14 protein-coding genes are annotated in these 12,561 nt (G+C 47.0%); 8 read left to right on the top strand and 6 right to left on the bottom strand.

The window, feature by feature from the left end; translation table 11 throughout:
- Positions 1-81 precede the first annotated feature (81 nt).
- Positions 82-1,089, bottom strand: a complete 1,008-nt coding sequence (locus tag M5J74_RS29025) for a LysR family transcriptional regulator (RefSeq protein WP_015157340.1) — start codon at positions 1,087-1,089, stop codon at positions 82-84.
- A 186-nt stretch (positions 1,090-1,275) separates the two neighbouring features.
- Complete coding sequence (locus tag M5J74_RS29030; protein ID WP_250014747.1) at positions 1,276-1,476, bottom strand: hypothetical protein; 201 nt, start codon at positions 1,474-1,476, stop codon at positions 1,276-1,278.
- Between M5J74_RS29030 and M5J74_RS29035 the strand changes: the two genes are divergently transcribed.
- From M5J74_RS29035 to M5J74_RS29065, 7 genes are all read left to right on the top strand, one after another.
- The gene (locus M5J74_RS29035; protein ID WP_250014749.1) at positions 1,468-2,181 is read left to right on the top strand and encodes an NnrU family protein; all 714 of its coding nucleotides are present in this window, start codon (positions 1,468-1,470) and stop codon (positions 2,179-2,181) included. The two genes, M5J74_RS29030 and M5J74_RS29035, sit on opposite strands and share 9 nt — an antisense overlap.
- Positions 2,182-2,334: 153 nt before the next feature.
- The gene (locus M5J74_RS29040; protein WP_015157343.1) at positions 2,335-2,697 is read left to right on the top strand and encodes a co-chaperone YbbN; all 363 of its coding nucleotides are present in this window, start codon (positions 2,335-2,337) and stop codon (positions 2,695-2,697) included.
- Positions 2,698-3,020: 323 nt separating this feature from the next.
- Positions 3,021-5,087 (top strand): NAD(P)H-quinone oxidoreductase subunit 5, encoded by a 2,067-nt coding sequence (locus M5J74_RS29045; RefSeq protein ID WP_106218935.1) that lies wholly within the window; start codon positions 3,021-3,023, stop codon positions 5,085-5,087.
- Positions 5,084-5,269 carry a hypothetical protein gene (locus tag M5J74_RS29050; protein ID WP_250014751.1) on the top strand — a complete coding sequence of 62 codons (186 nt, stop codon included), beginning with the start codon at positions 5,084-5,086 and terminating at the stop codon, positions 5,267-5,269. The genes M5J74_RS29045 and M5J74_RS29050 overlap by 4 nt, the downstream gene beginning before the upstream one ends.
- Complete coding sequence (locus tag M5J74_RS29055) at positions 5,256-6,836, top strand: NAD(P)H-quinone oxidoreductase subunit 4 (protein WP_015157345.1); 1,581 nt, start codon at positions 5,256-5,258, stop codon at positions 6,834-6,836. Before M5J74_RS29050 ends, M5J74_RS29055 begins: the two co-directional genes overlap by 14 nt.
- A 389-nt stretch (positions 6,837-7,225) precedes the next feature.
- The gene (locus M5J74_RS29060) at positions 7,226-7,441 is read left to right on the top strand and encodes a hypothetical protein (RefSeq protein ID WP_250014753.1); all 216 of its coding nucleotides are present in this window, start codon (positions 7,226-7,228) and stop codon (positions 7,439-7,441) included.
- A gap of 169 nt (positions 7,442-7,610) precedes the next feature.
- Positions 7,611-7,883, top strand: coding sequence for a hypothetical protein (locus tag M5J74_RS29065; protein WP_015157346.1), 273 nt, complete (start codon positions 7,611-7,613; stop codon positions 7,881-7,883).
- Positions 7,884-7,892: 9 nt separating this feature from the next.
- Here M5J74_RS29065 and M5J74_RS29070 read toward each other — a convergent pair whose 3' ends face one another.
- Both M5J74_RS29070 and M5J74_RS29075 read right to left on the bottom strand, forming a co-directional pair.
- Complete coding sequence (locus tag M5J74_RS29070) at positions 7,893-8,795, bottom strand: class II fructose-bisphosphate aldolase (RefSeq protein ID WP_250014761.1); 903 nt, start codon at positions 8,793-8,795, stop codon at positions 7,893-7,895.
- Positions 8,796-8,953: 158 nt separating this feature from the next.
- Positions 8,954-9,691, bottom strand: a complete 738-nt coding sequence (locus M5J74_RS29075) for an HAD family hydrolase (protein ID WP_015157348.1) — start codon at positions 9,689-9,691, stop codon at positions 8,954-8,956.
- A gap of 130 nt (positions 9,692-9,821) precedes the next feature.
- Here M5J74_RS29075 and M5J74_RS29080 point away from each other — a divergent pair, with 130 nt between their 5' ends.
- On the top strand, positions 9,822-10,364 hold the full coding sequence (locus M5J74_RS29080; protein WP_015157349.1) for a GNAT family N-acetyltransferase: 543 nt from the start codon (positions 9,822-9,824) through the stop codon (positions 10,362-10,364).
- Between the two features lie 209 nt (positions 10,365-10,573).
- Here M5J74_RS29080 and M5J74_RS29085 read toward each other — a convergent pair whose 3' ends face one another.
- Together M5J74_RS29085 and nrdR are read right to left on the bottom strand one after the other, a co-directional pair.
- A complete protein-coding gene (locus tag M5J74_RS29085) occupies positions 10,574-11,644 on the bottom strand; it encodes a 30S ribosomal protein S1 (RefSeq protein ID WP_015157350.1) in 1,071 nt (356 codons plus the stop codon).
- 246 nt (positions 11,645-11,890) lie between these two features.
- Positions 11,891-12,424 carry a transcriptional regulator NrdR gene (nrdR, locus tag M5J74_RS29090; protein WP_015157351.1) on the bottom strand — a complete coding sequence of 178 codons (534 nt, stop codon included), beginning with the start codon at positions 12,422-12,424 and terminating at the stop codon, positions 11,891-11,893.
- Between the last annotated feature and the right edge of the window lie 137 nt (positions 12,425-12,561).

Consider the following 12,561-nt stretch of genomic DNA (forward strand, 5'->3'; position numbering starts at 1 on the left):
AGTGACTGGTGTTTTCTAGCCCTAGCCACTAACCACTAGCCACTCCTATAGCTTTTAATTTAGCTGTCTAGCTCAAACAACTCAATTCACTTCCTCGACCTCTGGCGTTACGACTTCTATAGTTTCCTTGGCAACTCGCGGCGACTCTAACAGTTCCTTGCCCCAACCTGGAGTTGTAAATTGGGGTAAAATCTCGCGGATAAACGCATCAGCTGCTTTCGAGCGATAACGGTTGGGGTTTAAAATTGCTGCTAGCGTCCGTCGCACCACGACTCCCTCAATTGCAGAGCGGTGCAAGATACCCATTTGTAGCTCTTTGGCGATCGCAGAGACGGAAACAAAAGCCGCTCCTAACCCTGACTGCACGGCGTTTTTAATTGCCTCAATTGAATTGAGTTCCATTTCAATTTTGAGTCGTCGCGTATCGATCTCGCAGCGAGTTAATACAGAGTCAATGACTTTGCGAATGGTCGATTGGGAATCGAGAGCGATGAACTGAAGTTTATAGAGGTCGTCTTTATAGATTTTCTCGGCTTTTGCTAAGGGGTGCAGCACTGGTAATATCAGGGCTAGCTCATCTTCGGCGTAAGGAGCGATCTGTAAAGATTCATGTAACTCTGAGGGAATTTCGCCACCGATGATCGCTAAGTCTACCTGTCCGTTTGCCACGCTCCAAGCAGTGCGCCGAGTTGAGTGGACGTGCAACTGTACCGCGACATCAGGATATTTTTGCCGAAACATGCCGATCATGCGGGGTAAAAGGTACGTGCCAGTAGTTTGAGAAGCACCGACAATCAGAGTTCCGCCTTGAAGGTTTTGCAGATCCTCAATTGCCCGACAGGTTTCTTGACAGAGGCTGAGAATTTTTTCGCCATAGTTGAGCAGCAAATACCCTGCTTCTGTCAGTTGCGCTCTACGTCCGCCTCGGTCGAATAAAGGCACGTCCAATTGCCGCTCTAAGTTTTGCACCTGCAAGCTCACCGCAGGTTGAGAGACATAAAGACTGTCAGCGGCACGCTTGAAGCTCCCTTCAGCAGCGATCGCTTTAAGAATGCGTAACTGATCTAAGGTGAAAGGTAGGTCAGACATACAGCTATATCCATGAATACGAAAGGAGACTTCAGGCAACCTACTCGATTAGTGAGAGAGCGCGAATGTGTCATCTGCTCAAAGTGGGAAACATTCCGCGAAAATGACCCTAACACCACATTAATATATAAAGTTACCTAATAATTCGCGATCGGAGCTTTACAGGAACAAAATATATAAAATTTACTAATAGAAAGTGGGTGGTGAGAGGTAATGGGTAATGGGTAATGGGTAGTTGGTTATTCTCGCTTCCTTGTCTCCCTTGTCTCCCTTGTCTTCCTTGTCTTCCTTGTCTTCCTTGTCTCCCTTGTCTCCCTTGTCCTCCTTGTCTCCCTTGTCCTCCTTGTCTCCCTTGTCTTCCTTGTCCCTTCCCCTAAAATGAATCACAGTTGGCTAACGCCCAGTCATTTTGTCATGCTGGGTCTATTACTAGGATTTGCGATCGCCCATAGCGGTTTAGCCGCCCTGCGAATGCAGGCAGAAAAAGCAATTGGTGCTAGGCTTTACCGAGTCTTATTTGCTAGCGTCAGCTTACCTTTAGCTGTCGGTTTAGTAATTTACTTTTTCAACCATCGCTACGACGGAGCGCAACTCTGGCAAGTACAAGCTGTCCCAGGCGTGCGCGAGATTGTTTGGGTGCTATCTGCTGTTTCTTTCCTCTTTCTTTATCCCGCTACATTTAATTTACTGGAAATTGCCGCAGTCCAAAAACCCGAAGTCCATCTCTACGAGACGGGAATTATTCGCATCACCCGTCATCCGCAGATGGTAGGACAGTTGATTTGGTGTATTGCCCATACTTTATGGTTGGGAACGAGTTTTACCCTCGTCACTTCCATTGGCTTAGTCTTACATCATCTCTTTGGAGTGTGGCATGGCGATCGCCGCTTGAGTCAACGTTATTCAGAAGCATTTGAAAAAGTTAAGTCTCGCACCTCCATCATTCCCTTTCTAGCGATCGTGCAGGGACGGCAAACATTATATTGGCAAGAATTTCTCCGCCCTGCATACATAGGTGTTGCCATTTTTGTCTTTTTATTGTGGCGATCGCATCCCCTGCTGATCCAAGCTACAGCCAAAGTTCCCTGGTAGTGGGGAATTCAGAATTAACTACTTGGAAGTTCGCGATTCCCGACTCCCCAATAGCTGACAAAATCGATCTTTCCCACTTTTGAATTGATCCCGAATCGATGTAGCATAATTCCAAGTTGATAGCAAACTCAGATAATTCCGCCTAGAGGAAACATGATATTGTCAGTTAACGAGCGGACGTTTACAAAAGAAGTTTTAGAATCTTCAGTTCCAGTTTTAGTCAATTTTTGGGCTCCCTGGTGTGGGTTGTGTCATTTAATCCAACCTGTACTATCAGAGTTTCACAAGCATGGTAGCCAGCACGTCAAGATAGTGGGCGTAAATGCCGATGAAAATTTTAGATTATCCAATACTTATCGACTCACAACCTTGCCCACACTGATTTTGATTGAGAAAGGTATTGTCAGACAGCGATTAGATCGCCTACACAGTCGAGATGAACTTCGGCAAATCCTAAAGTCAATTCAGTACGACTACGCTAACTCCGTTCGACTTGAAATAGGGGCTAGGAGCTAGAAAGATAAGTGGCTGGGGACTAGTGTTTTCTAGCAACTAGCCACCAGTCACTAGCCACTAACTACTCTCCTACCCCTTACTAAAGCTAAAGTCATAGTAAGTTTTCCCCATCTAGGTTCCCTCAGGTGGGGTATTTTACGATCGGAGCCATGTGTCACAATTGTTAACAGTTTGGAGTAAGCGATTAGTCGTCAGAGGTTATTCATCATCAGTTATTTGTACTCAGTTCCATACAAATGACAAATGACAAATGACAAATGACAAAAAAGCTAATAGCTTCATTGAGTAAGTTAGTAGTAAAGTTCTCAAAGTAGGCGCAAGTGATGGAAGCTATCTATCAATATGCCTGGCTGATTCCGGTGTTACCCTTGGTCGGGGCGATGCTGGTCGGTCTGGGGTTAATATCGGCAAATCAGGCGACTAACCGCCTGCGGCAACTCAATGCTGTATTTGTCATCTCTTTAATGGGAGCAGCAACGGTACTGTCTTTCGCGATTCTTTGGAGTCAAATCCAAGGACACGCGCCCTATACCAGAACCCTGGAATGGGCAGCAGCCGGAAATTTCCATTTAAGTATGGGATATACGATCGACCATCTGACAGCCATGATGTTGGTGGTAGTGACCACGGTAGCTTTGCTAGTGATGGTGTATACCGATGGTTACATGGCTCACGACCCAGGTTACGTGCGCTTCTATTCCTACCTGAGTTTGTTTGGTTCTTCCATGCTCGGTCTGGTGGTCAGCCCAAATATCGTCCAGATTTATATTTTCTGGGAATTAGTGGGGATGTGTTCGTACCTACTAGTTGGGTTCTGGTACGATCGCAAGGCAGCAGCAGATGCTTGTCAAAAAGCATTTGTCGTCAACCGTGTGGGTGACTTTGGTTTATTGTTGGGCATTCTAGGGCTTTACTGGGCAACCAACAGCTTTGAGTTTGGCGAAATTGGCGAACGGTTGCAAACTCTGGTTGAATCAGGTTCTATCAGCAGTTTCTTGGCAGTTGTATTCGCCGTTCTCGTATTCTTAGGACCAGTTGCCAAGTCAGCTCAGTTTCCCTTGCACGTCTGGCTACCGGACGCGATGGAAGGTCCCACCCCCATCTCAGCTTTGATCCACGCGGCGACGATGGTAGCAGCTGGGGTATTTTTGATCGCTCGGATGTATCCCTTGTTTGAAGGCATCCCAGCAGCAATGAATGTGATTGCCTATACTGGTGCGTTTACGGCATTTTTAGGGGCAACGATCGCAATTACTCAAAACGACATTAAGAAAGGCTTGGCTTATTCCACCATCTCCCAATTGGGTTATATGGTGATGGCAATGGGTTTAGGCGCGTATGGCGCGGGATTGTTCCACTTAATGACCCACGCTTACTTCAAAGCAATGCTCTTCCTTGGCTCCGGCTCAGTCATCCACGGGATGGAAGCTGTTGTCGGTCACGACCCCGTTTTGGCGCAGGATATGCGACTCATGGGAGGATTGCGGCGCTATATGCCAGTCACGGCAATTACTTTTTTAATTGGCTGTTTGGCAATTTCGGGAATTCCGCCTTTTGCTGGTTTTTGGTCGAAAGACGAGATTCTAGGGGCAGCTTTTGCCACGAATCCTTTACTTTGGGGTGTAGGCTACCTGACAGCAGGAATTACGGCTTTCTACATGTTTCGGATGTATTTCTCGACATTTGAAGGGAAATTCCGAGGCAATGAAATGGAAATCCGCCACGAACTGAAATCGGCAGCCCTCGTACCTAATTTTGGACCAGGGGCGATGGATACGCGAGAATTGGCAGCAACCGCTAGCAGCCACGACAGCCATGATAGCCACGGACACAGCGAACATCCCCACGAGTCTCCTTGGACGATGGCTCTACCTTTGGTAGTCCTAGCTATCCCGTCGATGCTGATTGGTCTGGTGGGTACGCCGTTTGCTAATTACTTTGAGGAATTTATCTATCCTCCCAGCGAAACCTTAGCTATGGCGATGGAGAAAGCTGCCGAGTTCGAGCCGACAGAATTCTACACTTTGGCAGGGGCTTCGGTAGGGATTTCTTTGATAGGAATTACTTTGGCTTCGTTGATGTATTTGTGGCGCAAGATCGATCCTGCCGCGATCGCCGCCAAAATTCGACCGCTTTACGAGCTATCGCTCAATAAGTGGTACTTTGACGACATTTACGACAAAGTGTTCGTCCAAGGTAGCCGTCGCCTTGCCCGTCAAGTGATGGAAGTCGATTATCGCGTTGTCGATGGTGCGGTGAACCTCACGGGCTTCTTTACGCTCATCAGCGGTGAAGGCTTAAAATACCTAGAAAACGGTCGCGCCCAATTCTATGCCTTGATTGTGTTTGCCGCAGTCCTCGGTATGGTAATCGTGTTCGGCGTAACTTGATAGCAGGAGACAGGAGACAGGAGACAGGAGACAGAAGAAGGACAAGGGGGACAAGGAAGACAAGGAGGACAAGGAGGACAAAATTCTCCCCCTCTCCCTTGTCTCCCCCCTCTCCCTTGTCTCCCCCTCCCGACTCCCGACTCCCTACTCCCTATTCCCTAGTTAGAGATGAATACAGCTAATTTTCCCTGGCTGACAATAATCATTCTGTTTCCAATCGTTGCCTCGCTATTCATCCCGCTACTGCCACCTTCTAAAGAGGGATCGACAGGGCGCTGGTATGCTCTGGTAGTGGGGCTAATTGATTTTGCCATTATCGTTTACGCATTTTACACTCAGTACGATCTGGCTAATCCAGAGTTGCAATTGGTGGAAAGATACGCCTGGGTTCCTCAATTGGACTTGAATTGGTCGGTAGGGGTCGATGGTTTGTCGATGCCCTTGGTGATTTTGACAGGGTTTATCACGACGCTGGCAACTCTAGCGGCTTGGCCCGTAACTTTGAAACCCCGCCTGTTCTACTTTCTGTTGCTGGCAATGTATGGCGGACAGATTGCTGTATTCGCCGTACAGGATATGTTGCTGTTTTTCCTAGTGTGGGAACTAGAACTGATTCCTGTCTACTTGTTGCTGGCAATCTGGGGTGGTAAGAAACGGCAGTATGCTGCAACCAAATTCATTTTGTACACTGCTGGCGGATCGCTATTTATTTTGGTAGCTGGTTTGACGATGGCATTTTACGGCGATACCGTAACGTTTGACATGCGATCGCTGGCTGCTAAAGATATTCCCCTTAACTTTCAGCTTTGGCTGTATGGGGCTTTTCTGATTGCCTACGGCGTAAAATTACCAATCTTCCCGTTACACACTTGGCTACCCGATGCCCACGGTGAAGCGACAGCCCCAGTACATATGTTGCTGGCTGGTATTCTGCTGAAAATGGGTGGCTATGCCCTGATTCGGATGAATGCGGGGATGCTTCCCGATGCTCATGCTTTCTTTGCCCCGGCGATGGTAATTCTGGGGGTAGTAAATATTATCTACGCTGCTTTAACATCTTTTGCCCAGCGGAACTTGAAGCGCAAAATTGCTTATTCTTCAATTTCTCACATGGGATTTGTGGTCATTGGGATCGCTTCCTTCACCGATTTAGGATTGAATGGCGCGATTTTACAAATGATTTCCCACGGGATGATTGGCGCGAGTCTATTCTTCCTCGTTGGGGCAACATACGATCGCACCCATACCCTGATGTTGGATGAAATGGGTGGTGTCGGGCAACAGATGCGGAAGATTTTCGCCATGTGGACGACTTGTTCGATGGCATCTTTGGCACTGCCAGGCATGAGCGGTTTTGTTGCAGAATTGATGGTATTTGTAGGCTTTGCAACTAGCGATGCTTATAACCCCACTTTCAAAGTGATTATCGTCTTTCTGATGGCAGTCGGTGTGATCTTGACGCCGATTTATCTCCTTTCCATGCTGCGAGAGATTTTCTACGGGCAAGAAAACAAAGAATTAACTTCTCACGAAGCTTTAATTGATGCCGAACCGCGAGAAATATTTATTATCGCTTGTCTGCTAGTACCAATTATCGGTATTGGTTTGTACCCGAAAATGCTGACTCAAATGTACGATGCAACAACCATACAACTGACAGCTCATTTAAGGGAATCAGTGCCAACATTAGCAGAACAAAAGCTAACACCAGCTGTATCTTTGAAAGCGCCTCAGTTGGCGATCGAATAGTTGGCTTGTACGAGATTTTTTCAGCCCTTGCCGCGTTGTCGGTAGGGGTATTTTATTGTTGATAATGGCAGATGGCAGAGGGCAGGAGACAGAAAGAAAAACTTTTCAGGCAAAAGGTGAAAGCTGAGATCTTGCATCAATTGCAACACCCGCCTGTGAATCAATTCACAGTCTTATAGCCTAAGTCGGATAAGTCCGGCTGCAAGATCGTTGTTAGTCTACTTCAGTAGACTTGTGCTATTAGCCTCGAACTTAAGTTCAAGGTGAGTCTGGATACTTACTTTTATGTTCTAACCTTTCCACGCTTTTATCTCGTATTGCGCTGTAATTCTACAGTGTATTCTAGTTGATAAATACTAGCTTTATACCTACCAATCCTACCGATGAACATGAATGATGAACAATGGCTTTTGCTAAAGCAGCGAGATCCTATTGGTCATAAATTTTGGGCAAAAGTAAATAGAATTAAATCCTTTGGTATATTAATTGAAATCAGCGATCTCCCAAAGGATAGCAGTCAATTTTTAGGATTAATTGATATTGGTCATAGTCCTCTCTATGCTGATTTGCACGATTGCAAGGTTTCAAAGTTAAAAAACGTCTAATTTGTGAAATAGCTACTTAATAAAAAAGTGGGCAATGCTCACCTTATATTTGAATCTCGCTAATAAAGCATGAATTTTTAAAAGTTAAAATTTCGATCCATACTATTATAAAAAGAGAAATTTCTTGTACTGTAAGAGAATAAATCTACAACTACAGGAGCGCACTGAGATGTTTCAACTTGGCTCTCTTTTCTGCTCGTTCGTTGGTTCTATTGGCGGTTCGTTGGTTGGGTCAGTTGCGGGGGCAATTGTAGGAGGCATTGGCGGTTCGATTGGTACGGCACTTCTTGGCTCTTTAGTTGGTTCTCTGGGGGGATCGGTAGTCGGCTCGCTGCTGGGGGCTGTTGTTGGTTCGGTTGTGGATTCAGCAATGGATAGACTCTGGGAGGAACTCACCGAACAACAGAGAGATATGTATCCGATGAAGTCTGCTGCGGTTTAATTTGAATATTTAATGGGAAAAACGTTCTAATCCCGCTAGCGATCGCGCGTAGGGGGTTTCGTGCAAGTGTGCCTTGCCCACAGAACCGAACAGGTGCAGTTTTTCGGCGATCGCTTCCTGCATTGCCGCGATCGCTACGCCTGCTATATCGAGTAAGTCGCTACCATTACCCGCGCAAACTTCCTGTTTGAGCGATCGCATATAAGCTTGTCGTATTTCAGTATTGACATTAAACTTACACACGCCTAATTGAATCGAACGACTAATCATCCACCCTGGCAACCCTGAAGCACCATGCAAGACAAGGGGAATATCAATTAAGCGGCGAATACGGGCAAGGCGATCGAAATCCAAACGGGGCGGATTTTTATATTCTCCGTGAACGTTACCAATCGTTACCGCTAGAGCATCTACCTGCGTTGCGCGGACGAATTCAACTGCTTGCGCAGGATCGGTCATTTTGGCTTCTTTTTCCGCGATCGTTAAGCCATCTTCAGTACCGCTGATGCGACCAATTTCAGCCTCGACAATTGCACCAGATTTATGAGCCAACCGTGTCATCTCTCGCGTAAACACCATGTTTTCTGCATATGGTAAATGAGAGCCATCCGCCATAATTGAGTTCATACCTGCGGTGAGGGCTTGGCGAATATCATTAGCATTGGTACTGTGGTCTAAGTGGACGGAAATAGGGACTGTAGCAGCGCGTGCGGCTTCTAAACACATTGCTACTAAAGCCGATCGCCCGTACTTTAAGGCACTCGGATGGATCTGCAACATGGCAGCACTACGATGCGTCTCGGCTGCACTCACTACCGCTTTTACTCCTTCCAAGTTATAGATATTAAAAGCTCCAATCGCGTAAATATTCTGTCGTGCTGTTTGGAGGAGTTCTTGAGTAGAAGCAAGCATAGAAAGTTAAAAGTCAAAAGTTAAAAGTCAAACATCTGTAATAAACAAATAATTCTGCCGATAAACCCGCCTGTACTCTCATAAGGGGGCGCTCCATCCACCATCTTTGTCGGAGTTACGATCGCTTGATAAATCTGTCCGTACAGATGCTAATTAGTCTACACTTCTACCACATGAATTTCATCGAGTTGAGAAATTGCCACGTCGGCTGCTTCTAAATGAGCGGCTTCGGGTCTGCCCCAGCAAATGCCAATACAACCCGCTGCCCCTGCATTGCGTGCCATTTCAATATCGGCAGCAGAATCTCCTACCATTAAGGTATCGTGGGGTGCTACACCCAAGGATAAGCAGGCTTGTAAAAACAGGGCGGGGTTAGGTTTGCTGATTATAGTATCTACGCCCATTTGTAGCTGTACGTAAGCTTCCAGTTGATGGCGTTGGACGAAGGCGCGGACTCGTTCTGTAGAGGCAGCGGAAAGAATTCCCAGTTTAATGCCAGCATCGCTGAGATATTTCAAGACTTCTAAGCTGCCTACAAATAAGGGTGAAGGGGCAGTACCGATATACTGGTCAGCTTCCTCAAAGGTACGACGCGCGATCGCCAAGGACTCGAACCAACTGCGCCCAGTCTCGGCAATATAAGCAGCTGCGGCAATTTCCGTTTCGCGCCGACTACCTACGGCTAACAGTCCTGTCGGATCGAGGCGATCGCCATTAATCCCAAATGCCATCAGCAGGGGTTCGCCAATCCCAGGAATTTGAGCATCGATCAGGCGCGATCGCTTTTGTCCCAAATTGCGCAAATACTCTTCAGAATTTTCTAACGTGCCGTCTTTATCGAAGACAATTGCTTGGATATTACTGAAGCGCTTGTCTTTACATTGAATTGTTACCATCGTGTTGTGTTACGCTTCTGCCTGAGATTTACTGTAATTTTCTGGAACAGGTATTTCTGCCTCAGTGCAATAGAGCTTTCAGCCTTTTAACTTTTGACTTTTAACTTTTGACTTTTGACTTTGCTTAGCAATGGACTTCATTTTACGACAAGCACGCCTAGACGAGCGTGTCCAAATCGAACGATTAATTGCTGCGTCTGCACGGGGATTGAGTCGAGAAGATTACACTGACGAGCAGATTGAGGCGGCGATCGCTACGGTTTTTGGTGTCGATACAGATCTGATTGTAGATGGTACGTACTTCGTTGCCGAGGCTGCTCAAATGTTGGTGGGGTGCGGTGGTTGGAGTAAACGCAAAACGTTATTTGGCGGCGATCGCTATAGCGATCGCGAGTCAGGCTATCTCGATCCCAACTATGATGCGGCAAAGATTCGGGCTTTTTTCGTTCATCCCGACTGGGCAAGACAAGGCATCGGCAGAGCGATTTTACAACGATGTGAAATGGAAGCTCAAGCCAGTGGTTTTCGATCGCTGGAATTAATGGCAACCTTACCAGGAGTGAAACTGTATCGAGCATACGGGTACGCGGGTAGCGATCGCGTTGTCTACACAATTGGCAATGAAGTCAGGATTGAGTTTGTCCCCATGAGTAAGGCGATCGCGCGATCGTAGAGGCGGGTTTATCGACATGTCTAACTACAAATCAATCTGAGGGCTAAACCCGCCCTCCGAGATCTGGCGATTTGGTAAGGACGCACGGCTGTGCGCCCCTACAACCCATTATTCCACCAGAAGCAATCGCCACAAAAAAAGAGGGTTTAACCCTCCTTGGTGTAGAGACATTACATGTAACGTCTCTACATGCGATTTGCATAATTTTTTTACTCAACTGCTGCTGGCAAATCCTCATCAGATGCTGGCAATTCCTCAGCATCGGTAGCAACAGGTTCTTCGGTATCGACAGCAACAGGTTCTTCGGTAGCCGCCGGAATCTCTTCTTCCACTGCTACTGGTTCTTCTACCTCAGCAGGAGCATTTAGATCGATTCCTTGTTGCTTAGCTGCCATTTGTTCGCGATATCTCGCAGCCATTTCTTCTGCTTTATCGTAAACCAAGTCGCGGTTCTTGATCATGTCGCCTGGTTCTGGCTCTAGCTGTTTTGTAGACAGAGAAATCCGACCCCGTTCGGCATCCAAGTCAATAATCATGACTTTGACTTCATCGTTGACGTTGAAGACGCTGTGAGGTGTATCGATGTGGTCGTGGGAGATTTCCGAGATGTGCAGCAGACCGCTGACACCACCAATATCGATAAATGCACCGTAAGGCTTGATCCCGCGTACCGTACCGATGACGACTTCGCCAACTTCCAAGCGGTTCATCTTGCGCTCGACTAAAGCGCGACGGTGTGAAAGTACCAGACGGTTGCGGTCTTCATCAACTTCTAGAAACTTTAACGGTAGCTCCTCGCTGACCAACTCTTCTTTAGGCTTGCGAGTGCTGATGTGGGAACCAGGAATAAATCCGCGCAGACCTTCGATTCGCACGAGTGCGCCGCCACGGTTTGTAGCGAATACGAGCGATCGCACCGTTGCATCTTCGTTTTGTAACTGTCTGACGCGCTCCCAAGCTCGCATATACTCAATGCGGCGAATCGAAAGCGTTAGCTGTCCGTCTTCGTTTTCATCGGTAAGAATGAAAAACTCCCGCGTTTCGTTGGGCTGCAAAACTTCTTCTGGAGCATCCACCCGATTTATCGACATTTCTTGGATGGGAATGTAGGCAGCGGTCTTAGCACCAATGTCAATCAGAGCGCCCCGTGGCTCCATGCTAAATACCGTACCAGCTACGATGTCGCCAGGGCTGAAGTGGTAATCGTATTTGTCGAGTAAAGCCGCGAAATCTTCGTGAGTAAAGCCTATTTCTGTAGTAAGTGTTTTCTGATTGACCATGCTGGTTGTTTCCTGGGAATAGTCTCCGAAAGGTTTTTCCTCCTCTCGATGTATATGCAAGGCGAGCGTAGGCAGATTACACCTACATCTCTGATTCCATCCTAACGTAGGAGAAGTTAATCTAAACGCAATTTAAGTACAGACTCACAATTATAACTGAGCTTTGCGAATAAATTTACTGAAATTCTTTAGATGTAGTTCGAGTCGATAGAGTTTGAGTTATGGAGGCGATCGCGATAAAATCTCTCAGTCGGCGATCGCCACAGTATGAGCTGGGGATTCATGGCACTGGCAATATTCACCTTCAATCGGGATATTATTTGAGGCTTCCTGACGCGACAGATCGTCCAAAGTTTCGACAAAATCTTTCATAGTTTGAAATTGGCGATAAACAGAAGCAAAACGCACGTAGGCAACTTCACTCTCGCATCGCAGGTGCTTGAGGACTAATTCGCCAATTTCCAAACTGCTAACTTCCCGCGAGACACGTTGTTGCAGTTCTGCTTCAATTTCATCGACGATCGCTTCCATCCGCAAAGCCGAAATTCCCGTTTTCTCGCAAGCGCGGACAATTCCTCGTAAAACTTTAGAGCGATCGAATAACTGGCGATCGCCATTCTGTTTCAGAACGGTAATTGGAACAAATTCAATCCGTTCGTAAGTTGTAAAGCGGCGATGACAACGCAAACATTCCCGTCGCCTACGGATACTCTGTCCCGCTTGCGCAGAACGCGATTCTAAAACGCGATTATCTGGATGCTGGCAGAAAGGGCATTGCATAGCTAGGGGTAAGGGATAAGGGGTAAGGGGTAAGGGAAGGATGAGGGATCGGAGCTATCTAACTAACCTCCTGACTTCTAACTACTCCCTGCTCCCTGCTCCCTGATAAAGGAATATCCGCTGCTATCAAGGACGAT

It is taken from the genome of Chroococcidiopsis sp. CCNUC1 (assembly GCF_023546805.1).
GTDB classification, from domain to species: domain Bacteria; phylum Cyanobacteriota; class Cyanobacteriia; order Cyanobacteriales; family Chroococcidiopsidaceae; genus Chroococcidiopsis; species Chroococcidiopsis thermalis.